Raw genomic sequence first — 26,180 nt, forward strand, 5'->3', positions numbered from 1 at the left:
CGGAGATCCCCGCGCCCGCCCGCCCCCTTTCCCGGGGTGGGCGGGTGGGCGGGGGCCGGGGCTACCCCTTACGATCCTCTGCGTGTCCAAACTGACCGACCTCCCGAAACGGATCCTGATCGGGCGGGCGCTGCGCAGCGACAAGCTGGGGGAGACCCTCCTCCCGAAACGCATCGCGCTCCCCGTCTTCGCCTCCGACCCCCTGTCCTCCGTCGCGTACGCGCCGGGGCAGGTGATGATCGTTCTGTCCGTGGCGGGTGCGTCGGCCTACCACTACAGCCCGTGGATCACGATCGCCATCATCGTGCTGATGTTCACGGTGGTCGCCTCGTACCGCCAGAACGTCCACGCGTACCCCAGCGGAGGCGGTGACTACGAGGTCGCCACCACCAACCTCGGCCCCAAGGCGGGGCTGACGGTCGCCAGCGCCCTGCTGGTCGACTACGTCCTCACGGTGGCGGTGTCGATCTCCTCCGGTGTGGAGAACCTCGGCTCGGCCGTCCCCTTCTTCGTCGAGAACAAGACGCTCTGCGCGGTCGGGATCATCCTGCTGCTGACGCTGATGAACCTGCGGGGCGTACGGGAGTCGGGCAAGCTCTTCGCGGTCCCGACCTATGTCTTCGTCGGCGGCGTCTTCGCGATGATCCTCTGGGGCGCCTACCGCGGGCTGGTCCTGGGTGACGACATGAAGGCCCCCACCGCGGGCTTCGAGGTGCACGCCGAGCAGACCGGGCTGGCCGGCTTCGCGCTGATCTTCCTGCTGCTGCGCGCGTTCTCCGACGGCTGCGCCGCCCTGACCGGCGTCGAGGCGATCAGCAACGGCGTACCCGCCTTCCGCAAGCCCAAGAGCCGTAACGCGGCCACGACGCTGGCGTTGATGGGCGGCCTCGCCGTGACCATGTTCGTCGGCATCATCACCCTCGCCCTGGCCACCGACGTGAAGATGGCCGAAAACCCCGCGCACGACCTGCTGAAGAACGGGGCACCGCTCGGTGCCGACTACACCCAGAACCCGGTGATCTCGCAGGTCGCGGCCGCGGTCTTCGGCGACGGCTCGTTCTTCTTCGTGGTGCTGGCCGCGGCGACCGCGCTGGTGCTGTTCCTGGCCGCCAACACCGCGTACAACGGCTTCCCGCTGCTCGGCTCGATCCTGGCCCAGGACCGCTACCTGCCCCGCCAGCTGCACACCCGCGGCGACCGGCTCGCCTTCTCCAACGGCATCGTGCTGCTGGCCTCGGCCGCCGCCGTCCTGGTCTACCTCTACGGGGCCGACTCCACCCGGCTGATCCAGCTCTACATCGTCGGCGTCTTCGTCTCGTTCACCCTCAGCCAGACCGGCATGGTGCGGCACTGGAACCGCCATCTGGCCACCGAGCGGGACCCGAACGTCCGCCGCCGTATGATCCGCTCCCGCGCGATCAACGCCTTCGGCGCCTTCTTCACCGGTCTGGTGCTGGTCGTGGTGCTGCTGACGAAGTTCACCCACGGCGCCTGGGTCGCCCTGCTCGGCATGGTCATCTTCTACGTCACCATGACGGCCATCAGGCGCCACTACGACGGCGTCTCCGAGGAGCTGGCGGCGGCCACCGAACAGCTCGACGAGGAGGAGGTGCGCCCCTCCCGGGTGCACTCCATCGTCCTGGTCTCCAAGGTCCACAAGCCGACGCTGCGCGCCCTGGCCTACGCCAAGCTGATGCGCTCCCACCGGCTGGAAGCCCTGAGCATCAACGTGGACCCAGCCGAGACCAAGGCGCTCCAGACGGTGTGGCACGAGCGCGGCATAGACGTACCGCTCAAGATCCTCGACTCGCCCTACCGCGAGATCACCCGGCCGGTCATCGACTACGTCAAGAGCCTGCGCCGGGAGAGCCCGCGCGATGTCGTCTCCGTCTTCATCCCCGAGTACGTGGTCGGCCGCTGGTACGAGCATCTGCTGCACAACCAGAGCGCGCTGCGGCTCAAGGGGCGGCTGCTGTTCACCCCGGGCGTCATGGTGACCTCCGTACCGTGGCAGCTGGACTCCTCCGAGCTGGCCCGGAAGCGGGCCCGCAAGCGGGCCGAGTGGAGCGCGCCGGGTGCGGTGCGGCGCGGCCCGGTGATCCCGCCCAAGCGGGAGAAGGGCGAGAAGGGGGCCAAGGGCGAGACGGGCGTCACCTCGCAGGTGCCGGGTCGCTGAGCCGGAGCCGTACATCGGCACGGCCCCGCGCCCCTTCAGGCCGCTGCCCCCGGTCCTCCGGCCGTGACGGGGTGAGGGGCGGCCGTGACGGGTGAGGCCCGGCGCGACGTAGACTGGTGGGCTGTTGTCCCACCGCGCCCCCTCACCCCTTCTGGAGCCTGAGCCCGCCATGCAAAGTGAACCCAAGGCATCGCTGGTCGGCGAGGAGTACGAGGTCGAGGTCGGCCCGGTGGCGCACGGCGGCCACTGCATCGCCCGGACCGCCGAGGGCCAGGTGCTGTTCGTCCGGCACGCGCTGCCCGGCGAACGGGTCGTCGCCCGGGTGACCGAGGGCGAGGAGGGCGCGCGCTTCCTGCGCGCCGACGCGGTGCGGGTGCTGGACGCCTCCAAGGACCGGGTCGAGGCGCCGTGCCCGTTCGCGGGCCCCGGCAAGTGCGGCGGCTGCGACTGGCAGCACGCCGCCCCCGGCGCCCAGCGCAGGCTCAAGGCCGACGTGATCACCGAGCAGCTGGCCCGGCTGGCCGGGCTCACCCCCGAAGAGGCGGCCTGGGACGGCACGGTCGAGCCCGCGCCCGGCGACAAGGTGGCCCGCGGCGAGGTCCCCGCCTGGCGCACCCGGGTGAGTTACGCGGTGGACGAGCAGGGCCGTCCCGGGCTGCGCCGCCACCGCTCGCACGAGGTCGAGCCGATCGACCACTGCCTGATCGCCGCCCCCGGCGTCACCGAACTCGGCGTCGAGAAGCGCGAATGGCCCCAGATCGCCACCGTGGAGGCCATCGCCGCCACCGGCTCCTCCGACCGGCAGGTGGTCCTCACCCCGCGCCCCGGCGGGCGGCTGCCGATCGTGGAGCTGGACCGGCCGGTCTCGGTGCTGCGGGTCAGCGAGTCCCGCGGCCGCGAGCGGACCCGTCTGGTGCACCGCGTCCACGGCCGCCCCTTCGTCCGCGAGCGCGCGGCGGGCCGCACCTGGCGGGTCGGCGAGGGCGGCTTCTGGCAGGTCCACTCGAAGGCGGCGGACGTCCTCGTCGAGGCCGTGATGCAGGGTCTGATGCCCCGTAAGGGCGAGATGGCCCTGGATCTGTACTGCGGCGTCGGCCTCTTCGCGGGCGCGATCGCCGAGCGGGTGGGGGAGCGCGGCGCGGTGCTGGGCATCGAGTCGAGCAAGCGCGCGGTCGAGGACGCCCGGCACAACCTCCAGGACCTGGAGCGCGTCCGCATCGAGCACGGCAAGGTCGAGCAGGTGCTGCCCCGCACCGGAATCACCGAGGCCGACCTGATCGTCCTGGACCCGCCCCGCGCGGGCGCGGGCAAGGAGACCGTGACCCGCCTCGCGGCCCTGGGCGCCCGCCGCATCGCCTACGTCGCCTGCGACCCGGCGGCCCTCGCCCGCGACCTCAAGTACTTCCGCCAGGAGGGCTACGCCCCGCGCCGCATTCGCGCCTTCGACCTCTTCCCGGTGACGCATCATGTGGAGTGCGTCGCCATCCTCGAACCGGTGACCAAGCGCTCCTGACCCGTGGTTTTAAAGGTCCGTTCGAGCGGTGACGTCCTTTTGTCTTGCGGACCCTCTCGCCGTTTTCGGGGCGGGTGTGCCCAGCTCACCTCTCCGTCCGCGCGTTGCGATCCCTTCGCACTCGGTGGCCGTCGGTCCCTGATCCGCCCGGGCCCCCCGCCGGTGGCCCTCCGCGACGATGTCGCGGAGGGCCACCGCGGCGTTTCGGCGGCCGTGTGAGCCGCGGATCACACCCGTACGGTCGCCGCGGTGTCGGTCTCCTCGGCCCGCCCCGGGCCGGAGGCACCGGAGGAGTGGGGGGAGTCGAAGCGGTGGTTGGGCCACCACGCCTTGGAGCCGAGCATCGCGGTCACCGTCGGCACCAGCAGCAGCGCCATGATGAACGCGGTGAGCAGGATGCCGAAGGCGACGGCGAAGCCCATCTGCTGGAGCATGGTGTTGCTGGCCAGCATCAGCACACCGAAGGTGCCCGCCAGGATGATGGCGGCCGAACCGATCGTCGGCGCCGACTGGGCCACCGCGAGCCGGGCCGCCTCGGCCGGGGACTTGCCCTTCCCGACCTCCTCCCGCAATCGGGCCACCATCAGGATGTTGTAGTCCGTGCCGATCGCCACCACGAACAGATAGACCACGATCGGCAGCATGAAGAGCAGGCCGTTCTCACCCCTGATGTCCTGGAACAGCCAGACCGTCGAGCCCAGGGTCGCGGCGAAGCCGAGGCCCACGGCGAGCATCAGGTACAGCGGCGCCACCACGCTGCGCAGCAGCAGGCCGAGGATCAGCATGATGGCCACGCCCGCGACCGGGAACACCAGCCGGTAGTCGTGGTTGACCGCGTCCTCGATGTCGGCCAGCACCGCGGTCGTCCCGCCCACCAGGGCCTCGGTGCCCTGGGGCGCGGAGTCGTGCGCGGTGTCCCGCAGCTCCCCGGCCACCAGCGAGATGGCCTTCTCGGAGGCGGGCCGGTACTTCAGCACGACGCTGAACTGGGCCACGTCACCCTTGGGGTTGGGCACGGCGGGGGAGACCTCGCCGACGCCCTCGACCCCCTCCAGCTTCTTCCGGAACCCGGCCAGCGCCGCGGCGTCCAGCTTGGCGCCGCCCTCGGACTGGACGTACACCAGGCTCGGGTCGGACTCACCGGCCGAGAAGCTCTTCTGCAGCTGTGCCATGGCCTGGACGGACTCCAGGTCCTTCGGCAGCGAGCTGTCGGTGTCGAACTCGGCCTTGAAGCCGAGCGCGCCCACCGCGAGGGCCGCCAGCACACAGGCGGACACCGTGGCGATCAGGCCGGGACGGCGCGAGACCAGGGAGCCGGTGGCGCCCGCGAGCCGGTTGCGGGGAGCCTGCTTCCACGCCTTGGACGGCCAGAACGCCTTCGTTCCCAGCAGCGAGAACACCGCGGGCACCAGGGTGAGCGCCGCCACCAGGGTCACCGCGACGGAGATCGCCAGCGAGGGTCCCATGGCGCGCATGCTGCCCATCGTCGACAGCGTCAGCGCGAGGAACGCCACGATGACCGCGCCGGCCGCTGACGCGATGGTCTCGCCGACCCGGGAGACCGCCTTGATCAGGGCCTCCTTGGGCTCCTGGCCCTGGCGGAGGTGTTCGCGGTAGCGGAACAGCAGGAACAGCATGTAGTCCGTGCCGACGCCGAACAGCACCACGATGAGGATCGCGGAGACGCTGCTGTCGGCCTCGAGTCCGAACAGGTCGCTGGCGGTGGCGATCAGACCCTGGGCCATGATGAACATCACCAGGATCATCAGCACGGGCATCAGTGCGATGAGCGGACTGCGGAAGATGGCGCCGAGCAGCACGATGATCAGGACCAGGGTGGCCATCATGATCATGGCGTCGGTGTCACCCGAGGACTCGGTGGAGTCGAGCGCCGAGGCCGCCGGACCGGTCACATCGACCTTCAGCGAGGTGCCCTTCAGTAGTTTGTCGCGGTCCGCGCGCAGATCCTTGACCGACTTCTGGGTGTCCTCGTTGTAGGCGTCCTTCTTGGTCGAATAGATGTTGGCCAGCGCCATCCTGCCGTCCTTGGAGACGGCCTCGGGCGTGGTCAGCACGGACTTGAAGGTCTTGTACTTCTTGTCCTGGAACCCCTTGGTCGCCTTGATGACGGCGGCCTTGTCGGCCTCGGAGAGCTTTCCGCCGTCGGACCGCTGGTAGACCAGGATGGCGGCCGCGCTCTCCTGCTGCGGGAACGCGTGCTCCTGGAGCTTGGTCACCCGCACCGATTCGTAGTGCGACGGCAGGAAGTCCGCTTGGTCGGTGCTGGACTTCAGCGGTGGGGCAAGGATGGCCAGGCCGATCGCCGCGATGACCCACAACGCGACGATCAGCCATGGACGGTTGACGGAGAACCGTCCTATTCGCCCGAACATGACGCTCCTTAGGGAGTTAAGGTTCCAGTAAGAGGGCACGCTAGGACATCCGTTCGGGGTGACACCACGTGTCCCCGTGGAAATCGGCCTGGGGGGTGAGGGGGGCTCCGCCAAAGGGTTTAGGGAGGCGGTCCGCGTCTCGGCATCCGTGCTGATGGCGCCCCTCGAGTCCCGGGCCGACGGCCACCGTCCGAGTTTCGGGGGTCGCGCTGCGGGCGGGTCGTGAAGTGGGCCGGACTGACATGTAGTTGACAAAATTGACGCGTCCGGCGGCTTCTCGCGGGCGCGTTCCCGCCCGACCCGTCCGCTTCCTGACAACCCACCCATACGCCTCGTCAGGACGCCCCGGAACGCCTGGTCAGGATGGTCCGCCATGCCCTGCCGGGACGTCCCGGAACACCTTGTCAGGACGCCCTGCTACGCCTTGCCGGCACTCAGCGTCAGACCTCCTGGAGGGCCGTCTTCGCGGCGTCCACGAAGTCCGTGAGGGCCTGCCAGAACGGGCTGAAGGCGGCGTGGAAGCGCTGCCCCGCCTCCGGCTCGCCGGAGCGCATCGCGCTCAGCGCGCGGTGGAACGGGCCGGTGGCCTTCTGCAGCGCGTTCGCCGCGGTGGCCGCGGCGGCCGGGCCCTCCAGCTCGACCACGCGTACACAGCGGCGCATCCTGCCGTACTCGTCGCGTTCGCGCTCGGCCAGCTCGTCCAGGAGCGCGGTGCGGCGCTCGGCGTCGCCGGTGCGCCGGACGGCGTCGACCTCCCAGTACAACTCGCCGATGCTGTGGGTCTGTTCGATCAGGTCGAGATACGCGGTGCGCCTGCTGTCGCGCAGCCGCTCCGCGCGCTGGGCGAGCGCCGCGGTGTCCGCCTGGATCCGGGCGGCACGGGTGTTGCCGCGACTGGTGACCCAGCTGGCCAGGACGGCGGTGCCGCCGGTGAGGGCCGCTATCCAGAACGTGCTGTCAGCCATGGGCCCCCGTACCGTCCTCAACTCCTCGAGCGCTGAACATCTGCCGTCCCTTGGTCATCATCGGCCACGGCGGCTATCCCCCGATGGTAGGAAGATACGGAAGGAGTAACGGTTCGGCGGTATGTGCCACAGATATGTTCCGGAGCATGAGCGCATCCGGGCTGCTGCCCGCCAGGACCGAACTTCGGCCCATCGTCTCCGAGTTGAGGCTGTCGGCCTTCAAGAGCCACCGCCGTGCCGCGTTTCGGCTGGGACCGCTGACCTTGATCTCCGGTCCGAGCGGCAGCGGCAAGTCCGGGGTGCTGGAGGCGTACGCGGCGCTCGCGCGGCTCGCGGGCGGCGCCCGGCTCGCGGAGGTGTTCCGCGATCCGGCCGCGTACATCCCGCGCCGGGCGCGGCCGGACCGGCAGGGGCGGCGCGGCTTCCGCATCGGCTGCACCGTGGACGGCCCGGTCGGGCCCGTACGGCTCGATGTCGCCGTACAGGCCGAGCCCGAACTGCGCATCGTGGGCGAGCGGATGACGGGGGCGGGGGAGACCCTGCTGGAGACGGCGCTGCGCGACCCGGGGCGGCGCTGTGTCCAGGCCGCCTGGCACACGGCGGGCGCGGTCGCGGTGACCCGCGCCCCGCTGCCCGACGACCGGCTGGCGACCTCGCTGCTGCCGCTGCGGGTCGCGGGCACGACGGAGGGGCAGCGGCTCGCGCTGGCCGCCGCCGAGCAGGTGGTCATCGCGCTGCGCTCGGTCTTCCCCTGCGATCCGCGGCCGGACCGGATGCGGGCGCCGGCGCCGCCGAGGGACGGGCGGCTGCGCGGCGGCTGCGAGAACCTGGCGGCGGTGCTGCGGCGGACCAGCCGGGAGTGCGGTACGCGGCACGCGGCGCTGGTCGCGGCGGTCCGGGCGGGGTGCGCCGGGCCGGTCGAGGGGCTGGTCACGGAGGGGCGCTCGGACGGGGTGGTGCGGGCCCTGGTCGAGCAGGGGGAGCTCGGCGCGATGCCCGTGGAGCGCCTCGGGGACGGCGAGCTGCGGTATCTCGCGCTGGCGCTGGTGCTGCTGACCGGGCCCGGTGTGCTGGCCGTGGACCCGGCGGCCGATGTGCTCCCCGCGCGGCAGGTGCTGACCGTGCTGGCCGACGGTTTCGACCGGTGTCTGGACCGGCGGCAGGCGCGGGAACTCCTGGGGGTGGCGGCCCGGATGTGCGCACGGGGGCACATCCGGCTCGTGGGGACGGTGGGGGACGTGACGGGGGCGGTCGGGGACGCCCCCGTCACGGTGGTAAACCTGGGGCGTGAGCGAGTCCCATGAGAGCGAGCGACGAACCGACGGCCTGGATGTGGCGGCCCTTCAGCGCAGACTGGCCGCCTTCGCGGCGGCGCGCGACTGGCAGCGGTACCACACCCCCAAGAACCTCGCGGCGGCGCTGAGCGTCGAGGCGTCGGAGCTGGTGGAGATCTTCCAGTGGCTGACGCCTGAGCAGTCGGTGCGGGTGATGGAGGACGAGGGGAAGGCGGCCCGGGTCGAGGACGAGGTCGCGGATGTGCTGGCGTATCTGCTCCAGTTCTGCGAGGTGCTGGGGATCGACGCGCTCGCGGCGCTCTCGGCGAAGATCGACCGGAACGAGGTGCGGTTTCCGGTGAACGGGGCGCGGTGACGGCGTACGGGGGCGGGGCGCGTACGGGTGCGGGGCGCGGCGCTGACGGGGTTGACCGCGAACGCGGGTTGACCGCGAACGAGGGCTGATCGCGAACGGGGGCTGATCGCGAACGGGGGCTTTGGCGGTGAATGGGTGATCTCGCGGTGAACAGGGGGCTATGGCGGTGAACGGGGGCCGTGGCGGTGAACCGTGATCTCCGGTGTCTCGCCGGGCCCCGACCCCTTGATTCGTCACTCTCCGTAGTGAAGAAGTTATCCACATCGCAACTGTTGTCAACAGATTCCTGAATTCCCCTAGCTTTTCGGCCTGTTAGTCATCACTCTGGGTAGTGGAGGAGTGACGGGCTCGAAAGTCCGTTGAGAGGGGTGCGGGGAATGGACGCGATGCGGCTGATCGGTGTCACCCGGCACGCCCTGGCGAAGGCCGGGAGCGTGCACGACATCGTGGCCGAAGCCTGGCAGGTTCAAGCGCTGGCCGAAGCGGTCGGCGGATATTTCGTGGTGAGCGGCCCGGCGGCCGCGCGAGCGGAGGCGCGCGGTCTGTGCGAGGCGGGCGGGCGGGCGCGCGGCGCCCTGTTCCGCCCAGCGCTGCACCACCCCACGCTGCGCGGCGGCGGTTTACGGGCCGCCCAGCTCTCGGAGGTGCGCGACCCGAGGGGTGTGCTGCTGGCGCTGGGGGAGCTGTTGGCGGAGGCGGGCTTCGCGCTGGTCGGGGTCGCCTCCAATACCGAGGAGGAGGCGCTGTACTGGCAGTGCGTGGAGGCGATCGACGCGGCGGACGAGGCCCGGGACCGGGTGCACGGCATGCTCAGGCACCTCACCTTCCGCGAGTGGGGTGGGGAGTGGGGTGGTGCCGCGTGAGGAGGCAGGATGGGGGTCATGGATCTTCGCATCTTCACCGAGCCCCAGCAGGGGGCGACCTACGACACGCTGCTCACCGTCGCCAAGGCCACCGAGGACCTCGGATTCGACGCCTTCTTCCGGTCCGACCACTACCTCCACATGGGAGACGTGGATGGCCTCCCCGGCCCCACCGACGCCTGGATCACCCTGGCCGGGCTGGCCCGCGAGACCCGGCGGATCCGGCTGGGCACCCTGATGACCGCCGCCACCTTCCGGCTGCCCGGTGTGCTGGCGATCCAGGTCGCGCAGGTCGACCAGATGTCGGGTGGGCGAGTCGAGCTGGGCCTGGGCGCGGGCTGGTTCGAGGAGGAGCACCGGGCCTATGGGATCCCCTTCCCCAAGGAGAAGTTCGCCCGGCTGGAGGAGCAGCTGGCCATCGTCACAGGGCTGTGGCAGACCCCGGTCGGCGAGACCTTCGGCCATGACGGTGCCCACTACCAGCTGGTGGACTCCCCGGGGCTGCCCAAGCCCGCGCAGAGCAAGGTGCCGGTGCTGATCGGCGGCCAGGGGGCCACCCGCACCCCGCGGCTGGCCGCGCGGTACGCGGACGAGTTCAATATGCCGTTCGCCTCGCCCGAGGACAGCGAGCGCCAGTTCGGCCGGGTGCGGGAGGCGGCCGAGGCCGTCGGCCGCAAGGGCGACGACCTGGTGTACTCCAACGCGCTCGTGGTGTGCGTGGGCAAGGACGACGCCGAGGTCGCCCGGCGGGCCGCGGCGATCGGCCGGGAGGTCGAGGAGCTGAAGGAGAACGGTCTGGCGGGCTCCCCGGCCGAGGTGGTCGAGAAGATCGGCCGCTATGCGGAGGCGGGCGCCTCCCGGCTCTACCTCCAGATGCTGGACCTGAACGACCTCGACCACCTGGAGCTGATTTCCTCGCAGGTCCAGGCCCAGCTGGGCTGAGCGCACCACCAGGAGCACCCGTGATGTCCGTAATCTCCACCTCCCTGGCCGCCGCGCTGGAGCGCGGACCGCTCGTCCTCGACGGCGGTCTTTCCAACCAGCTGGAGGCACAGGGCTGCGATCTCTCCGACGAGCTGTGGTCGGCCCGGCTGCTGGCCGACGACCCGGGGCAGCTCGAGGCGGCCCACACCGCCTACGCCCGGGCGGGCGCCCGGGTGCTCATCACCGGCAGCTATCAGGCCACCTACGAGGGGTTCGCCCACCGGGGCGTGGGCCACGAGGAGGCCACGGCGCTGCTGCGGCGCAGCGTCGAGCTGGCGCGCGCGGGGGCCGAGCGGGCGGCCGCCGAGCGGACGGCTGAGGGCGAGCGGGCCGTGGGCGAGTGGGGCGCGGGCGAGCCGGGCGCGGAGCCGGTGTGGGTCGCCGCCTCCGTCGGCCCGTACGGGGCGATGCTGGCGGACGGCAGCGAGTACCGCGGGCGGTACGGGCTGAGCGTGGCCGAGCTGGCGCGCTTCCACCGGCCGAGGATCGAGGCCCTGGCCGCGGCCGGCCCCGACGCGCTGGCGCTGGAGACGGTGCCGGACGCGGATGAGGCCGCGGCGCTGCTGAGCGCCGTCGAGGGATGCGGGGTGCCGGTATGGCTCTCCTACAGCATCGCGGGGGAGACCACCCGGGCCGGGCAGCCGCTGAGGGAGGCGTTCGCCCTGGCCGCGGGGGTCGACCAGGTGATCGCCGTCGGCGTCAACTGCTGTGAGCCGGACGACGCCGACCGGGCCGTGGAGATGGCGGCCGACATCACCGGCAAGCCGGTGGTGGTCTATCCGAACAGCGGAGAGGAGTGGGATGCCACGGCACGGAGCTGGCGCGGCCGGGCGACCTTCGACCCGGGGCGGGTGAAGGCATGGCGGGATGCGGGGGCACGGCTCATCGGCGGCTGCTGCCGGGTGGGCCCGGAGCGGATCGCGGAGCTGGCGGCCGTGGTGAGAAACCATTAGGTGAGGGAGGACCGCCGGGCGATACTCGGACGGGTGTTCTTGACGATAACTACCACCGGCACCGCCGAGCGCCCCGCGACCGACCTCGGGTTTCTGCTGCACAAGCATCCCGACAAGGCGCAGCGGTTCTCGACCTCCTACGGCACCGCGCACGTCCTCTACCCCGAGGCGACCGCCGAACGCTGCACCGCGGCACTGCTGTTGGAAGTGGACCCCGTGGCGCTGGTGCGGCGGGGCCGCGGCAAGGGCCGGGGCGGCGCCCCCGACTCCGCGCTCGCGAGTTACGTCAACGACCGCCCGTACGCCGCCTCCTCCCTGCTGGCGGTCGCGCTGAGCGCCGTCTTCTCCAGCGCGCTGCGGGGCCAGTGCAAGGCCCGGCCCGAGCTGCCGGAGCGGGCGCTGCCCCTGCGGATCGAGGTGCCCGCGCTGCCCGCGCGCGGAGGCGCCGCCCTGGTCGAGCGGCTCTTCGCGCCGCTGGGCTGGGCGGTGACGGCCGAGCCGGTGGCGCTGGACGAGGAGTTCCCGGCATGGGGTGACTCGCGGTACGTACGGCTGGTGCTGGAGGGCGAGCTGCGGCTGGCCGACGCCCTGCGCCATCTGTATGTGCTGCTGCCCGTGCTCGACGACGCCAAGCACTACTGGGTCGCCCCGGACGAGGTCGACAAGCTGTTGCGCTCCGGAGAGGGCTGGCTGGAGAGCCACCCCGAGCAGCGGTTGATCACCAACCGCTATCTGGCCCGGCGCTGGTCGCTGACGCGCAGCGCGCTGGAGCGGCTGGAGCTGGCGCGGCTCGCCGAGGCCGACGACACCGCGGCGGAGGAGATCGACAACGCCGTCGGCGAACCGGCGGCGGCCGAGCTGATGGAGGAGGACGAGAGCGAGGAGGGTTCCGAGCAGCGGCCGGTGCCCCTGGCGGTCCGGCGGCGGGAGGCGATACTCGACGCCCTGCGCGGGGTCGGGGCGGCCCGGGTGCTCGATCTGGGCTGCGGTCAGGGGCAGTTGCTGGGCGCGCTGCTGAAGGATGCGCGGTTCACCGAGATCGTGGGCGTCGATGTGTCGATGCGCGCGCTCAACGAGGCGGCGCGGAGGCTGCGGCTGGACCGCCCCGGCTTCGACACGGGCGCGGCCGAGCGGCAGTCGGCCCGGCTGAAGCTGACCCAGGGCGCGCTCACCTACACCGACTCCCGGCTCGCCGGATATGACGCGGCGGTGCTCAGCGAGGTGATCGAGCATGTGGATCCGCCCCGGCTGCCCGCCCTGGAGCATGTGGTGTTCGGCGCCGCCCGGCCCCAGGCCGTCGTGGTGACCACGCCCAACGTGGAGTACAACGTGCGCTGGGAGACCTTGCCCGCCGGGCGGATGCGCCACGGCGACCACCGCTTCGAGTGGACGCGCGAGGAGTTCCGGGCCTGGGCGGGGAAGGTCGCCGAACGGCACGGGTACGCGGTGGAGTTCCGCCCCGTCGGCCCCGAGGACCCCGAGGTCGGCCCGCCCACCCAGCTGGCGCTCTTCCGCATCGGCGGCGACCACACGGCCGACACGACCGACACGACCACCGAGACCACGACGACCACCGCGACCACCGCGACCACGACGAAGGAGGCCGCAGCATGACCGAGGAGAAGCGCACCATCGGCGTGCCCGACCTGTCCCTCGTGGTGCTCGTCGGCACCACCGGCTCCGGCAAGTCCACCTTCGCCCGGCGCCACTTCCTGCCCACCCAGGTCGTCTCCTCCGACGTCTGCCGCGGGCTGGTCGCCGACGACGAGAACGACCAGAGCGCCACCCCCGACGCCTTCGACCTGCTCCACTACATCGCGGGCAAGCGGCTTGCCGCCGGACGGCTGACCGTCGTCGACGCCACCAACGTCCGCAGCGAGTCCCGCCGCAGCCTGATCCGGCTCGCGCGCGAGCATGACGTCCTGCCCGTGGCCATCGTCCTCGACGTCCCCGAGGGCGAGTGCGCCCGGCGCAACGCCCAGCGCCCCGACCGCGCCGGAATGCCCGGCCATGTCATCCCCCGCCAGCGCCGTGAGCTGCGCCGCTCGCTGAAGTCCCTGGAGCGGGAGGGGTTCCGCAAGGTGCACGTGCTGCGCGGTGTCGAGGAGGTCGATGCCGCGGAGGTCGCCACCGAGCGCCGCTACAACGATCTGCGCCATCTCACCGGCCCGTTCGACATCATCGGCGACATCCACGGCTGCCGCTCCGAGTTGGAGACCCTGCTCGGCAAGCTGGGCTACGCCCTGCGCCGCGACGACCTCGGCCGCCCGGTCGACGCCGCCCACCCCGAGGGCCGTACGGCGGTCTTCGTCGGCGACCTCGTCGACCGTGGCCCCGACACCCCCGGGGTGCTGCGCCTGGTGATGGGCATGGTCGCCTCCGGCGCGGCCCTGTGCGTGCCCGGCAACCACGAGAACAAGCTCGGCCGCTATCTCAGGGGCCGCAAGGTCCGGGTCACCCATGGCCTCGCCGAGACCGTGGAGCAGCTGGACCGCGAGCACACCGCGGACCCGGCCTTCGTCGACCGGGTGCGGGACTTCATCGACTCGCTGGTCAGCCACTACGTACTGGACGGCGGGGCGCTGGTGGTGTGCCACGCCGGGCTGCCCGAGAAGTACCACGGCCGTACCTCCGGCCGGGTCCGCTCGCACGCGCTGTACGGGGAGACGACCGGGGAGACCGATGAGTTCGGCCTGCCCGTGCGCTATCCGTGGGCCGAGGACTACCGCGGCCGTGCCGCCGTCGTCTACGGCCACACCCCCACCCCCCGCGCCTCCTGGCTCAACAACACCATCTGCCTGGACACCGGCTGTGTCTTCGGCGGCCGGATGACCGCGCTGCGCTGGCCGGAGCGCGAGCTGGTGGACGTCCCGGCCGAGCGGGTCTGGTACGAGCCGGTCAAACCGCTCACCACCGAGGCCCCCGGAGGCACCGACGGGCGTCCGCTGGACCTGGCCGACGTACGCGGCCGCCGGATCGTCGAGACCCGCCACATGGGCCGGATCGCGGTCAAGGAGGAGAACGCGGCGGCGGCGCTGGAGGTCATGAGCCGGTTCGCGGTCGACCCCCGGCTGCTCGGCTATCTGCCACCCACCATGGCGCCGACCGCCACCTCCAAGGAGGGGACCGGCGGCGGAGCCGCCGACGGCGGCTTCCTCGAGCACCCGGCGGAGGCGTTCGCCGCCTACCGCGCGGACGGGGTGCGCCAGGTGATCTGCGAGGAGAAGCACATGGGCTCGCGCGCGGTGGCGCTGGTGTGCCGTGACGCGGACATCGCGCGGGAGCGCTTCGGCGCGCCGGACGGCGTCTGCGGCGCCATCCACACCCGTACCGGACGGCCGTTCTTCGACGACGCCCGGCTCACGGAGACGGTGCTGCGCGGGCTGAGCAGCTGCCTCGACCGCGCCGGGCTGTGGCGGGAGCTGGACACCGACTGGCTGCTGCTGGACGCCGAGTTGATGCCGTGGTCGCTCAAGGCCGAGGGGCTGCTGCGCCACCAGTACGCGGCGGTGGGCGCCGCCTCGCGCGCCGTCTTCCCCGGGGTCCTCGCGGCGCTGGAGGGCGCGGAGGCACGCGGCGTCGAGGTGTCCGCGCTGCTCGGCAAGCAGCGTGAACGGGCCTCGGACGCGGCCGCGTTCACCGATGCCTACCGGCGCTACTGCTGGCCGGTCGACGGGCTGGACGGTATCCGGATGGCACCGTTCCAGATCCTGGCCGTCCAGGGCCGCAACCTCGCCACCGCGCTTCCGCACGATCAGCAGCTCGCCCTGATCGACCGGATGGTCGAGGCGGAGAAGCCGGCTGCCGACGGCGCCCGGCTGCTGGCCCCCACCCGCCGGCTGGTCGTCGACACCGAGGACGAGGCGTCGGTCGCCGAGGGGGTGCGGTGGTGGCTGGACCTGACGGCCGCGGGCGGCGAGGGCATGGTGGTCAAGCCGCTCCAGGGCTTCGTCCGCAAGGGCGACGGCAGGCTGGTCCAGCCGGGCGTGAAGTGCCGCGGCCGCGAGTATCTGCGCATCATCTACGGCCCGGAGTACACCCGCCCGGAGAACCTTTCCCGGCTGCGCGAGCGACACCTGGGCCACAAGCGCTCACTCGCCCTGCGCGAGTACGCGCTCGGTCTGGAGGCGCTCGACCGACTGGCGGAGGGCGAACCCCTGTGGCGCGTTCACGAGGCGGTCTTCGCGGTGCTCGCGCTGGAGTCGGAGCCGGTGGACCCACGGCTGTAGCGGCGACGGTTCAGGAATCTTTGGCGGTTTCTAGCGGTCGTTGCAACACGTGGTCGGTTGTCTAGGCCGTGAGCAGTTTATGCAGGCGCTGGGCTGGGGTTTCCCAGCCGAGCGTTTTGCGTGGGCGGCGGTTGAGCTGGTCGGCGACGGCGATGAGGTGTTCGGAGCTGTGGTGGGACAGGTCGGTGCCCTTGGGAAAGTACTGCCGCAGCAGGCCGTTGGTGTTTTCGTTCGAGCCGCGTTGCCAGGGGCTGGCGGGATCGCAGAAGTAGACCGGGATGTCCGTGGTGAGCGTGAACTCGCCGTGGCGGGCCATCTCGCTGCCCTGGTCCCAGGTCAGGGACCGCATCAGCTGGGCGGGCAGCGTCTGGACGGTGGCGGTCAGGGCTCCCAGGACGGCTTCGGCGCTGTGATCGCCGGGCAGGTGCAGGAGCATCACGTAGCGGGTGGCGCGTTCGACCAGGGTGCCGATCGCGGACTTCCCGTCCTTGCCGATGATCAGGTCGCCCTCCCAGTGGCCGGGGACGGCCCGGTCCGCGGCCTCGGCGGGGCGTTCGCTGATCATCACCATGGGTGTGGTGAAGCGTGGCCGACGGCGGTTGGCCTGCCGCTGGGGCCTGCGGCGGGCGCGTCCGCAGCGCAGGGCGCCGGCCAGCTCGCGCCGCAATTGGCCCCTGCCCTGGACATAGAGGGCCTGGTAGACGGTCTCGTGGACCACGTGCATCTCCGGCCGGTCGGGAAACCTTGCCCGCAGAGCGTGGCATATCTGTTCCGGGCTCCACTTCTCCTCCAGCATCCCCTGGACCTCATCACGCAGCTCGGGGGTCTGGCTGATCTTGCGGGGCTTGGGGCGGGGGCGGCGGGCATCGGCTCGGGCCTGGGCGGCGTGCGGCCGGTAGTGCCACTGGCCGCGCGTGCCCATGGTGCGGTTGCGGCGGACTTCCCGGCTGACCGTGGACGGACTGCGGCCCAGTTCAGCAGCGATCACACGGATCGTGGCCTTCTCCCGGAGCCGGTCGGCGATGTGGATGCGGTCCGTCTCGCGCAGGTACCGGGACGGCCCGGAAGGCGCTGCCACCACGTCTATCGGTGGCAGCGCCTTCCGGTTCCCGTATGCGTGACGCCCGTTGCGCCATTTCTGGCCGGTCCGCTCGTCGATCCCGACGATCCGGCACGCTTCCCGGTTGCTCACGCCCTGCTGCATGAGCCGGGAGTATGCCTCCCGCTCCCGGGTGAGCTTCTTCCGCCCCTGAGGCTTCGTCCGGTCCTTACGGATCTCGAAGTCCATTGCATCCCCTGAACTGGGGTGTTGCAACGACTCCTAGAACCCAAGGCTCCCCTCCCCGCCCCTTCCCGATACCAAGGGCTTCGCCCCTGGACCCGGGGTCTGGGGCGGAGCCCCCCACGCGGCGGAGCCGCATATCGATACTGCCGGGAAGGGGCGGGGAGGGGAACAGCCCGCCGCAGGCGTACGCGTACCGTCGGACACCCGTAGGGCCTGGCGCCCCAGGCCCCGGGCCCCGGCGCGCCCCGCGTCAGACGGCCGAGGGGACCCGCGCCTCCCGGGCGCGGAAGGCGNGTAGGGCCTGGCGCCCCAGGCCCCGGGCCCCGGCGCGCCCCGCGTCAGACGGCCGAGGGGACCCGCGCCTCCCGGGCGCGGAAGGCGCGGCGGTAGTCGTGTGGGGGCACCCCGACCGCCCGGGTGAAGTGGCGGCGCAGGTTGGCCGCCGTGCCAAGGCCGCACAGCTCCGCGATCCGGTCCACCGGCAGATCGCCGCCCTCCAGCAGCTCCCGGGCGCGCGCGATCCGCTGGCCCTGGAGCCAGCGCAGCGGTGTCGTGCCCGTGGCGGCGTGGAAACGGCGGACCAGCGTGCGCGGGCTGGTGTGGGCGCGGCGGGCGAGGTCGGTCACGGTCAGCGGCTCGTGCAGCCGCTCGGCGGCCCAGTGCAGCAGCGGGGCGAGCGAGTCGTCGGTGCGCTCCGGCAGCGGCGCCTCGATGTACTGGGCCTGGCCGCCCGGCCGGTGGGCGGGCGCGACGAGCTGCCGGGCCAGGGCGTTCGCCGCCTCGGTGCCGTAGTCCTCGCGCACCAGATGCAGACAGACGTCGATGCAGGCCGTGGACCCCGCCCCGGTCAGCACATCGCCGTGGTCGACGTAGAGCACGGACGGATCGAGCCGTACGGCCGGATAGCGCTCGGCGAACAGCGCCGCGTACATCCAGTGGGTGGCCGCCGTACGGCCGTCGAGCAGTCCGGTCGCGGCGAGGGTGAACGCGCCCGAGCACAGCGACACGATGCGGGCGCCGCGCCGATGGGCCTCGCGCAGCGCGTCGATCAGCTCCTGGGGCGGATCGCCGCGCACATCGGCCGAGGCCGGGACGATCACCGTGTCCGCCGTGATCAGCTCCTCGGTGCCGTACGGGGTGTGGGCGGCGAACCACGAGCGGGCGGCGACCGGTGCACCGGCCCCCTCGCCACCCGGCCCGATCGCACAGACCCGCAGCTCGTACCAGGGGTCGGGGAGGCCGGGGCGATCGGAGCCGAAGACATGGCAGGGCACCGCCAGATCGAAGATCGGCATGCCCGGGGTGACGGCGAGGGCTATGGACCGCATGGCAGAAATGTAGCGCATGCTGTCACTCCTGCCACTCGTTGTGCCGTGCCCCGGGGACGATGCTGGAGGGGCATGACGACCCCTTCCCCGAAGGCCCAGGGGAGCGGTGTGCCCGCCCCCGACGCGGCCCCCGCCCTCGATCCGGCCCCTGGCACACCCACCTCCGACGCGGCCGACGCGGCCGATACGCCCGCCGCGCCCGACGCGGCTGCCGCGCCCGACGCGGCCCCCGGCCGCCGCCGCTGGCTGGTCCTCGCCGTCGCGTCGGCGGCCCAGTTCCTCGCCGTGCTCGACATGATCGCGGTCAATGTCGCCTTCCCCGCGATCGGCGCGGACTTCCGCTCGGCGTCCACCGCCGAGCTGTCCTGGGTGCTCAACGCATACACCATCGTGCTCGCGGCGCTGCTCGTCCCGGCCGGGCGGCTGGCCGACGCGATCGGCGGGCGACGCTCGTTCCTGACCGGCATCGCGCTGTTCGGGCTCGCCTCCCTCGCCTGCGGCGCCGCCCCCGGGCTCGGCACGCTGATCGCGGCGCGCGTCGTGCAGGGCGTGGCGGCGGCCGTTCTGGTGCCCACCTCCCTCTCGCTCGCCCTGCCCGCCTTCCCGCCGCGCGAACGGGCCACGGCCGTCGGCGTCTGGACGGCGGTGAGCGCGGTCGCGGCGAGCTCGGGGCCGGTGGCGGGCGGTCTGCTGGCCGCCTCCGACTGGCGCTGGATCTTCCTCATCAACCCGCCCGTGGTGCTGGTGGCCTGGCTGGCCGGGCTGCGGCTGCTGCCGCGCACCGGGCCCGTCCGCGGTGACCGCCGCCGCCTCGATCCGCTGGGCACGCTGCTGGTCCTCCTCGGCACCGGGTCCGTCACCACCGCCTGTGTCGAGGCCGCCGACTGGGGCTACGGCGCCCCGGCCACCCTCGGCTTCCTCGCCGCCGGCCTGGTCCTGGGCGCGCTGGCCGTGGCGCACGTACGCCGCCACCCGGATCCGGTGGTGGACCCGGCGCTGTTCCGGACCCGCGCCTTCACCTCCGCCGCGCTCGGTCTGCTCAGTTACTTCCTCGCCTACGCCTCCGCGCTCCTCGCCGCGACGTGGCTGTTCACCGGGGTGTGGGGCTGGTCCCCGGCCGGGGCGGGCCTCGCCGTCACGCCCTGGCCGCTCACCGTCCTGGTGGTGTCGATGCTGTCGGGGCGGATCGTACGGGCGCTGGGGGAGCGGACCACGGCGATCGTGGGCGGGGTGTGCTTCGCCGCGGGGCCGATGTGGTGGCTGCTCCTCGCGGGCGGCGACGGCGGGCACTACGCGGTGGAGTTCATGCCCGGCCTGGTGCTCACCGGGCTGGGCGCGGGGCTCTACCAGCCGGTGATGTTCGCGGCCGCCGGACTGCTTCCGGCCCGTCAGCTCTCCCTGGGCTCGGGGGTGCTGATGATGTCCCGGCAGGGCGGCTCGGCCCTGGGCGTCGCGGCGTTGGTCGTGATCACCGGCGGCGCGGCACGGCCGGGTCTTGACGCGCTGCGCGCCGGGTGGGTCTTCACGGCGGTGACGGCCGCGCTCGCGGCCGTCGCGGGCGCCGCCCTGCGCACGCGCGTTCGCACCGATCCGGCGGAGATTCCTGCCGCCACCGGCGAGAACCGTGGATCCGGCACGGACCCGATACGGCACCATTGACGTGCCCGTGCCACCTGCCTAGCGTGCTGAGCGGTCCCTGGGTTCTCCGCAGGCAATGACGACGACGAGCTGAGCGGGGAGGGCGGATGAGTCTCTTCGAGGACGGACGTCCCTTCCTGCACGCGCTCCCCGCCGACGACCGCCGCGCGCTGCTCGCCCTCGGCACCCCCCGCGACTACGCCCCCGGTGAGGTCGTACTGCGCGAGCACGACCGTACGACCTTCGTCGTGGCCATCACCTCCGGCTGGGCCACCGTCTCGGTGGAGACCGAGCGCGGGGTGCGGCTGATCCTCGCGCTGCGCGGGGCGGGCGAGGTCGTGGGCGACCAGGCCGCCGTGGACCACGGCTCGCGCAGCGCCACCGTCACCGCGCTCGGCCGGATGGAGGCGGTGGTGGTCTCCGGCGACCGGTTCCGGGCGTATCTGGCCGCGCGTCCCGTCGCGACCGTACTGATCATGCGTCAGTTCAGCTCCCGGCTGCGCAGCTCCGACGGGGAGCGGCGGTCACTCGCCTCCGAGAAGGTGCTCCAGCGGCTGGCGGCCCGGCTCGTGGAACTCGCCGAGCGCACCGGCCACCCCGGCGCCGACGGCACCATCACCATCGATCTCCAGATGCCCCAGCACGACATCGCGGCCGCGGTGGGCTCGACCCGGGAGGCGGTCGCCAAGGCGCTGCGGCTGCTGCGCGGCCAGGGCGTGGTCCGGACCGCATCGCGCCGCTTCGAGGTGATGGACATCGGACTGCTGCGGCTGCTGGCCGAGGGCCGCGCGACGGGGGAGCAGATCCCGGCGCGCCCCCGCGATTGAGCGCGGGCGCGCACTCCCCCGCGTTTCGACGCGACTGTGTAAACGGCTACAGCCGTCCCGCCGTTCCCCGGCGACCCTGGAGTTGGCACAGGGCGCGGGACCGTGGGCGACGGGGGTGCGCACGGCCCGGCCGCTGTCCGGTGCGGGTCTGCCGGACAGGGCCCGAGCGCCCCGCACCGGAGAAGGGCGGCGGGGTGGGCCGGGGGACGAGCCCCGCCGCCCGCTTCCGGCATTCACCGGCACCCCGTCACCACCACATAGCGAGACGGGGGCCACGGCATGAGACGGGGGCCACGGCATGAAGGTAGGCGGGCGATGAGCGCACCGGAAGAGACAAGCGCACCCGAAGGCGTGAGCGCCCCGGCACCCTCGCGGGGACGACGGCTGGACATCCCCCAGGGCGGCCCGCTGGACGGGGCGGGCCAGCCGGGCGGCGCCCGTACGGCGCGCGAGGCGCGCGCCCATCTGCACATCGTCTGCTGCGGCCCCGCCCGGCCGTACGACGATCCGGCGCCGTACCCCCTGCCCGAAGGCCCGGTGCCGCGCGAGGAGTTGGCCCGGCTGCGCCGGCTCCACCGGGCCGTCCCCGGGCATGCCGCGATGCGCGACCAGCTGCGCCGCACCCACCTGCTGGCGCTGTGCGGCGAACCCGGCACCGGCCGCGCCTGGACCGGGCTCGCCCTCCTCGCCGAGCTGGCCGAGCTGACCGGCGGCGGGGTCTCCCGGCTCGGATACGCCGGTCCGGACGGGGCGTCCGGCGTGGAGAAGACCGAGCGCGGCCACGGCTATCTCCTCGAACTCCCCGCCGACCAGGCCGACGTGACGGCCGAGCCCCTGCTGGAGCGGCTGCGCGCCCACTTCGCCGAGCACGAGGCGTTCTGCGTGGTGCTGGTCGCGGGCGGCCCGGCCGCCGACCGGCTGCTGCGCGGCCGCCGCCACGCCGTGGCGTACCGGTCCCCGGCCGCCGCCGACGTCCTCGACCGCCACCTCACCGAGCTGCTCGCCGACCGCCCCGCCGGACTGCTGGAGACGGCCCGGGCCACCGCCCGGCGCCCCGAGCTGGCCGAGGCGCTCGGCCTGGACGAGCCACGGCCCGGCGAGGCCGCCCGGCTGGCCGGGCATCTGGCCGCGCACGCCGAGGGCCGGCTGTCCGACGAGCGGCTGCTGGAGCACTGCCGGTCGTTCGCCCCGCACCAGGCCCGGGAGTGGTTCCTGGAGGCCGGGCACCCCGGCACCCTGCCCGCCGCCCTGCCCGCGCTGCGCGCCGCCGCGCTGCGGATCGCGCTCGCCGTCTTCGACGGCTCGGCGCACAGCCTCGTGGCGGAGGCCGCCGAGCTGCTGGCCTGGGAACTGGCCGTCACGCTCGATCCGCAGTACGCGCCCGGCCGCCCGCTGTTCTCCGCCCGCCCCGGGGCCTGCCTCGCCACGGCGCGCGCGGTCCACGGCGAGGGGGTGGAGGACCTCGGGGACGCCTCGGTGCCCGTGCGCGCGGTGTGGTTCGAGGGGCGGCGGCTGGCGCCCGCCGTGCTCCACGAGTCCTGGGACGCCCACCACAACCTCCGCGGCCCGATGGCCCGTTGGCTGCGCGCGCTGTGCGACGACCCGCGCCCCCAGGTGTGGGTGCGCGCGGCGGTCGCCGCGGGCGTGCTGTGCGCCCGCGACTACCTCTACGGCCTGGTCGAGCTGGCGCTGCCGCTGGGCCGCACCGACAGCCCGGTGCAGCGGATGGCCGCGGCCACCGCGCTCGCCGAGGCGTCCCGCGCCCCGGAGGTGCGCCCCGCCGTGAACGGGCTGCTGCACGACTGGGCGCGCGGCGACGACGAACGGGAGCGCGAGACCGCCGCGCTCGCCCACGGCTACGGCCTCGCCGCGGGCTCGGTCGCGGCGTCCCTGGAGGAACTCGGCCGGCTCGCCCGCGCCGACGACGGCCGCACCACCTCCCACAGCGTGGTGCGGCTGCTGGCCGGGGCCGAGCCGGAGACCGTGCTGGCCGCGCTCACCCACTGGCTGCGCGACACCCGGCGGGCCCGCCGGGACCTGGCGCTGCTCGCGACGTTGCGCGCGGTCACCACCCGCACCTCCCATCTGTGGGGGCTGGGCGAGGTGCCGGAGCTGGAGCCGTACGCCGCCTGGCCGCTGGCCACGGCGCTGCTCGCGGCCCATCCGGGGTGCGGGCCACGGCTGGCCGAACTGCTGCGGGCCGCGCTGACCTGGGCCAGATCCGCCGGTGCGGCCGAGGACGCGCTGGTCGGCTGGATCCGGCGGGCGGTGGGGGACGAGCGGCAGCTGGCCGTGTTGTGCGACTTCCTGCCCCGGCTGGCACAGGACGGCGACGAGCCGCTCGACGCCGGGGCGGCCACGCGGATACGGGAGGTGCTGGAGGCGCTGTGAGGAGAGAGACGTCGATGGTGAAAGAGACAGAGGACCCGACGGGTACGGAGACCACACGGGACACCACACACGACCACGCCCAGGAGCGGCCGGCGCGCGCGGGGGCGCGCCGGATCTCGGTCACCGGGGCGCGGATGCTGCGCGAGGCGCTGCGCCACGGCGGGGACGCCCTGTCCGCGGCGCTGCGGGAGGCCGACGACGGCCTGCTGCTGAGCGCCCTCGACGAGGGGCTGCCCGCCGAGCGGGCCACCCGCGTCGTGGTCGAGCTGGTGCGCCGCGCGCCCGAGCGCGGACCGGAGCTGGCGGACGCGATCTGCGAGAAGGTGCTGCTCGCCCAGCTCTACCTCGACCCGCCGCACCACGCCCCGGGCGGCGCGGGCGGACCGGCCCCGGACCCCGACCGCAGGCTGCGGGTGCGCAACGCGCTGATGCTGTACGAGGGGCTGGTCCGCCCGTACGCGCGGCGCGGCGCGGTGCCGGAGCTGATGGCGTGCGTCCTGCCCGGCCTGTGGACGGCCGGGGACGGCGCGGGCCGCGAGGTGGTGCGCCGGATCGTCGGCACCCGGCAGAGCACGGGGTTCGGCGAGAAGGGCTGGAAGGCGCTGTTCGGCGGCGTGGCCGAGGAGTGCCGGGAGCACCAGCAGGCGGCGGCCGACGCCGCCCGGCGCGCGACACGGCGCCGCCGACGGCGCGGGAGCGCCGAGGACGGCAGCCGTATCGACCTGAAGCCCGGCCAGCTGTGGGTCTCCGCGCTGCTGGGGTTCATCGCGGTGGCGCTGGTGCTGATCGTGGTAATCGCGGCACGCTAGCCGCCCGACCCGGACCCGGCCCCCGACCCGCCGGGACCGACCCGGGCCCCCGCCGGGACCGACCCGGGCCCCCGCCGGGACCGACCCGGACCCCCGCCGGGACCGACTCGAGCCCCCGCCAGGGCTGACACGAGCTCCGCCCCTGCTGGGGCTGATACGGGCCCCGCCCCCGCCCGGGGCCGGCCGGTGGGCCGCGACGGCGCTTCCCGCGTGGCGCGCGTATTCCCGCCACCCGGCGCACCGGGCTGCTGGCGGCCTCCCGCGTCGCGGCGGAACGATGGTGGTCGACCGGACGCTTGCTTCCCGCCCGCGGACCGCCCGCGTGGCGCCTCCGCGCGGCGCGCGCATCCTCGCCGCCCGGCTCACCGGACCACTGGCGGCTCTCCCGCCCCGCGGCGTGGCGGCCCTTCCGCCGCGCGGCGGAACCAACGGGGACGGACCGGCGCCAAACGGCGCGCGCCCTCGCCGGGGCCGACACGGACCCCGTCCCGGCCGGGGAGGCCGTTGGGCCCCTTTCCCGCTTCCCGCCCACCGGGCCCCTGGCGGCTTTCCCGCCGTGCGGCGTGGCGGCTATCCGGGCCCGTGGCGGAACCGATGGGGACCGACCGGCGCCAGCTAACCGCCCGTGGCGGACGCGGTGGCGCCTCCCATACGGCGCGCGTTCTCCCCGGCCGGGGCCGACACGGACCCTGCCTCCGCCGGGCGGCCGCTTCCGCTTCCCTGCCCACCGGGCGCCTGGCGGCTCTTCCGCCCCGCGGCGGAACCAACGGGGACCGGTCGGCGCCCGCTCTCCGCCCGTGGCGGGCCGAGGTGGCGCCGCCCTACGGCGCGCGCGTTTCCCCACCCCGCCGAAGGCGACCGGCGCGAGAGACCGAGAGATCCGTGTCGTGGAGCGTTCACAAGAGGCCGCGAGCGGCGAAGATGGGGGCATGGGATTCCATGTCGACTCCGAGGCCGGGCGGCTGCGCCGCGTCATACTGCACCGCCCCGACCTGGAGCTCAAGCGGCTCACCCCCACCAACAAGGACGCCCTGCTCTTCGACGACGTCCTGTGGGTGCGCCGCGCCCGCCAGGAGCACGACGGCTTCGCCGACGTGCTGCGGGACCGCGGGGTCGCGGTGCATCTCTTCGGGGACCTGCTCACCGAGAGCCTGAGCCTGCCGGACGCGCGGGCGCTGGTGCTGGACCGGGTCTTCGACGAGAAGGAGTACGGGCCGCTGGCCACCGACCACCTGCGCGCCGCCTTCGACGAGCTGACCGCTCCGGAGCTGACCGAGGCGCTGATCGGCGGCATGACCAAGCGGGAGTATCTGGAGCGGTACCCGGAGCCGGTCTCCGTCCGCTTCCACGCCATGGAACCCGATGACTTCCTGGTCAATCCGCTGCCGAACCACCTCTTCACCCGGGACGCCTCCGCGTGGGTGTACGACGGGGTGTCGATCAACGCGATGCGCTGGCCCGCCCGCTGGCACGAGACGGTGCACTACGAGGCCGTCTACCGCCATCACCCGCTCTTCGCGAAGGAGGACTTCCACGTCTGGTCGGAGGGCCAGGCCGCGTACCCGTCCACCATCGAGGGCGGCGATGTGCTGGTGCTCGGCAAGGGCGCGGTGCTGATCGGGATGAGCGAGCGGACCACCCCGCAGGCGGTGGAGATGATCGCCCACCGGCTCTTCGAGGCCGGTTCGGCCCGGACGATCGTGGCGCTCGACATGCCCAAGGGGCGGGCCTTCATGCACCTGGACACCGTGATGACCATGGTGGACGGGGACACCTTCACCCAGTACGCGGGGCTGGGGATGCTCCGCTCGTACACCATCGAGCCGGGCGCGGGCAGCCAGGACCTCAAGGTCACCGACCATCCGCCGGAGCATATGCACCGCGCGATAGCCGCGGCCCTCGGCCTGGACTCCATCCGCGTGCTCACCGCCACCCAGGACGTTCACGCGGCCGAGCGCGAGCAGTGGGACGACGGCTGCAATGTGCTCGCGGTCGAGCCGGGCGTGGTGGTCGCCTACGAGCGGAACGCGACGACCAACACCCATCTGCGCAAGTGCGGGATCGAGGTCATCGACATCCCGGGCAGCGAGTTGGGCCGGGGCCGGGGTGGGCCGCGGTGCATGAGCTGTCCGGTCGAGCGGGACCCGGTGGAGCCGTAGGGCCGAAGTTTCGCCCT

Annotated in this window: 18 protein-coding genes; 14 read left to right on the forward strand and 4 right to left on the reverse strand. The window is 73.3% G+C overall.

The window, feature by feature from the left end:
- Positions 1-82 precede the first annotated feature (82 nt).
- Positions 83-2,176 carry an APC family permease gene (locus IEJ02_RS20055; protein WP_191066128.1) on the forward strand — a complete coding sequence of 698 codons (2,094 nt, stop codon included), beginning with the start codon at positions 83-85 and terminating at the stop codon, positions 2,174-2,176.
- 169 nt (positions 2,177-2,345) lie between these two features.
- Complete coding sequence (locus IEJ02_RS20060; RefSeq protein WP_191066129.1) at positions 2,346-3,689, forward strand: class I SAM-dependent RNA methyltransferase; 1,344 nt, start codon at positions 2,346-2,348, stop codon at positions 3,687-3,689.
- Positions 3,690-3,916: 227 nt separating this feature from the next.
- On the opposite strand, the gene IEJ02_RS20065 is transcribed toward IEJ02_RS20060, so the two are convergent.
- The gene (locus IEJ02_RS20065; protein WP_191066130.1) at positions 3,917-6,082 is read right to left on the reverse strand and encodes an MMPL family transporter; all 2,166 of its coding nucleotides are present in this window, start codon (positions 6,080-6,082) and stop codon (positions 3,917-3,919) included.
- 440 nt (positions 6,083-6,522) lie between these two features.
- The gene (locus tag IEJ02_RS20070) at positions 6,523-7,047 is read right to left on the reverse strand and encodes a hypothetical protein (RefSeq protein ID WP_191066131.1); all 525 of its coding nucleotides are present in this window, start codon (positions 7,045-7,047) and stop codon (positions 6,523-6,525) included.
- Positions 7,048-7,193: 146 nt separating this feature from the next.
- Here IEJ02_RS20070 and IEJ02_RS20075 point away from each other — a divergent pair, with 146 nt between their 5' ends.
- The 7 genes from IEJ02_RS20075 (at position 7,194) to IEJ02_RS20105 (ending at position 15,726) form a co-directional block, all read left to right on the forward strand.
- A complete protein-coding gene (locus IEJ02_RS20075) occupies positions 7,194-8,351 on the forward strand; it encodes an AAA family ATPase (RefSeq protein WP_191066132.1) in 1,158 nt (385 codons plus the stop codon).
- A complete protein-coding gene (locus IEJ02_RS20080; RefSeq protein WP_191066133.1) occupies positions 8,335-8,697 on the forward strand; it encodes a nucleotide pyrophosphohydrolase in 363 nt (120 codons plus the stop codon). The genes IEJ02_RS20075 and IEJ02_RS20080 overlap by 17 nt, the downstream gene beginning before the upstream one ends.
- A gap of 377 nt (positions 8,698-9,074) precedes the next feature.
- On the forward strand, positions 9,075-9,560 hold the full coding sequence (locus IEJ02_RS20085; RefSeq protein WP_079259275.1) for a DUF6099 family protein: 486 nt from the start codon (positions 9,075-9,077) through the stop codon (positions 9,558-9,560).
- 18 nt (positions 9,561-9,578) lie between these two features.
- The gene (locus IEJ02_RS20090) at positions 9,579-10,502 is read left to right on the forward strand and encodes an LLM class F420-dependent oxidoreductase (protein ID WP_191066134.1); all 924 of its coding nucleotides are present in this window, start codon (positions 9,579-9,581) and stop codon (positions 10,500-10,502) included.
- 23 nt (positions 10,503-10,525) lie between these two features.
- Positions 10,526-11,497 carry a homocysteine S-methyltransferase gene (mmuM, locus tag IEJ02_RS20095; RefSeq protein ID WP_191066135.1) on the forward strand — a complete coding sequence of 324 codons (972 nt, stop codon included), beginning with the start codon at positions 10,526-10,528 and terminating at the stop codon, positions 11,495-11,497.
- Between the two features lie 33 nt (positions 11,498-11,530).
- Positions 11,531-13,111: a 3' terminal RNA ribose 2'-O-methyltransferase Hen1 gene (locus IEJ02_RS20100; protein ID WP_191066136.1), complete on the forward strand. Its 1,581-nt coding sequence runs from the start codon at positions 11,531-11,533 to the stop codon at positions 13,109-13,111.
- Positions 13,108-15,726: a polynucleotide kinase-phosphatase gene (locus tag IEJ02_RS20105; protein WP_191066137.1), complete on the forward strand. Its 2,619-nt coding sequence runs from the start codon at positions 13,108-13,110 to the stop codon at positions 15,724-15,726. The genes IEJ02_RS20100 and IEJ02_RS20105 overlap by 4 nt, the downstream gene beginning before the upstream one ends.
- A 61-nt stretch (positions 15,727-15,787) precedes the next feature.
- Here the strand turns inward: IEJ02_RS20105 and IEJ02_RS20110 are convergent, their stop codons facing one another.
- Both IEJ02_RS20110 and IEJ02_RS20115 read right to left on the reverse strand, forming a co-directional pair.
- Positions 15,788-16,918 carry an IS30 family transposase gene (locus tag IEJ02_RS20110; protein ID WP_370467084.1) on the reverse strand — a complete coding sequence of 377 codons (1,131 nt, stop codon included), beginning with the start codon at positions 16,916-16,918 and terminating at the stop codon, positions 15,788-15,790.
- Between the two features lie 431 nt (positions 16,919-17,349).
- Complete coding sequence (locus IEJ02_RS20115; protein ID WP_223864104.1) at positions 17,350-18,357, reverse strand: GlxA family transcriptional regulator; 1,008 nt, start codon at positions 18,355-18,357, stop codon at positions 17,350-17,352.
- Between the two features lie 54 nt (positions 18,358-18,411).
- Here IEJ02_RS20115 and IEJ02_RS20120 point away from each other — a divergent pair, with 54 nt between their 5' ends.
- The 5 genes from IEJ02_RS20120 (at position 18,412) to IEJ02_RS20140 (ending at position 26,163) form a co-directional block, all read left to right on the forward strand.
- Positions 18,412-19,998, forward strand: coding sequence for an MFS transporter (locus tag IEJ02_RS20120; RefSeq protein WP_191066138.1), 1,587 nt, complete (start codon positions 18,412-18,414; stop codon positions 19,996-19,998).
- Positions 19,999-20,084: 86 nt separating this feature from the next.
- Positions 20,085-20,804, forward strand: a complete 720-nt coding sequence (locus IEJ02_RS20125; protein ID WP_191066139.1) for a Crp/Fnr family transcriptional regulator — start codon at positions 20,085-20,087, stop codon at positions 20,802-20,804.
- Between the two features lie 315 nt (positions 20,805-21,119).
- Positions 21,120-23,195 carry a hypothetical protein gene (locus IEJ02_RS20130; protein ID WP_191066140.1) on the forward strand — a complete coding sequence of 692 codons (2,076 nt, stop codon included), beginning with the start codon at positions 21,120-21,122 and terminating at the stop codon, positions 23,193-23,195.
- A gap of 14 nt (positions 23,196-23,209) precedes the next feature.
- On the forward strand, positions 23,210-24,004 hold the full coding sequence (locus IEJ02_RS20135) for a hypothetical protein (protein WP_191066141.1): 795 nt from the start codon (positions 23,210-23,212) through the stop codon (positions 24,002-24,004).
- 929 nt (positions 24,005-24,933) lie between these two features.
- Positions 24,934-26,163, forward strand: a complete 1,230-nt coding sequence (locus tag IEJ02_RS20140) for an arginine deiminase (RefSeq protein WP_191066142.1) — start codon at positions 24,934-24,936, stop codon at positions 26,161-26,163.
- Positions 26,164-26,180 lie beyond the last annotated feature (17 nt).

Origin of the sequence: Streptomyces sp. 5-10 (assembly GCF_014712245.1) — a bacterium.
Lineage (GTDB): Bacteria > Actinomycetota > Actinomycetes > Streptomycetales > Streptomycetaceae > Streptomyces > Streptomyces violaceusniger.

Coding starts and splice junctions, on each gene's coding strand:
- IEJ02_RS20120 (WP_191066138.1), top strand. CDS start 18,412: ATGACGACCCCTTCCCCGAAGGCCCAGGGGAGCGGTGTGCCCGCCCCC.
- IEJ02_RS20105 (WP_191066137.1), top strand. CDS start 13,108: ATGACCGAGGAGAAGCGCACCATCGGCGTGCCCGACCTGTCCCTCGTG.
- IEJ02_RS20115 (WP_223864104.1), bottom strand. CDS start 18,357: ATGCGCTACATTTCTGCCATGCGGTCCATAGCCCTCGCCGTCACCCCG.
- IEJ02_RS20085 (WP_079259275.1), top strand. CDS start 9,075: ATGGACGCGATGCGGCTGATCGGTGTCACCCGGCACGCCCTGGCGAAG.
- IEJ02_RS20135 (WP_191066141.1), top strand. CDS start 23,210: ATGGTGAAAGAGACAGAGGACCCGACGGGTACGGAGACCACACGGGAC.
- IEJ02_RS20065 (WP_191066130.1), bottom strand. CDS start 6,082: ATGTTCGGGCGAATAGGACGGTTCTCCGTCAACCGTCCATGGCTGATC.
- IEJ02_RS20130 (WP_191066140.1), top strand. CDS start 21,120: ATGAGCGCACCGGAAGAGACAAGCGCACCCGAAGGCGTGAGCGCCCCG.
- IEJ02_RS20125 (WP_191066139.1), top strand. CDS start 20,085: ATGAGTCTCTTCGAGGACGGACGTCCCTTCCTGCACGCGCTCCCCGCC.
- IEJ02_RS20075 (WP_191066132.1), top strand. CDS start 7,194: ATGAGCGCATCCGGGCTGCTGCCCGCCAGGACCGAACTTCGGCCCATC.
- mmuM (WP_191066135.1), top strand. CDS start 10,526: ATGTCCGTAATCTCCACCTCCCTGGCCGCCGCGCTGGAGCGCGGACCG.
- IEJ02_RS20090 (WP_191066134.1), top strand. CDS start 9,579: ATGGATCTTCGCATCTTCACCGAGCCCCAGCAGGGGGCGACCTACGAC.
- IEJ02_RS20070 (WP_191066131.1), bottom strand. CDS start 7,047: ATGGCTGACAGCACGTTCTGGATAGCGGCCCTCACCGGCGGCACCGCC.
- IEJ02_RS20060 (WP_191066129.1), top strand. CDS start 2,346: ATGCAAAGTGAACCCAAGGCATCGCTGGTCGGCGAGGAGTACGAGGTC.
- IEJ02_RS20140 (WP_191066142.1), top strand. CDS start 24,934: ATGGGATTCCATGTCGACTCCGAGGCCGGGCGGCTGCGCCGCGTCATA.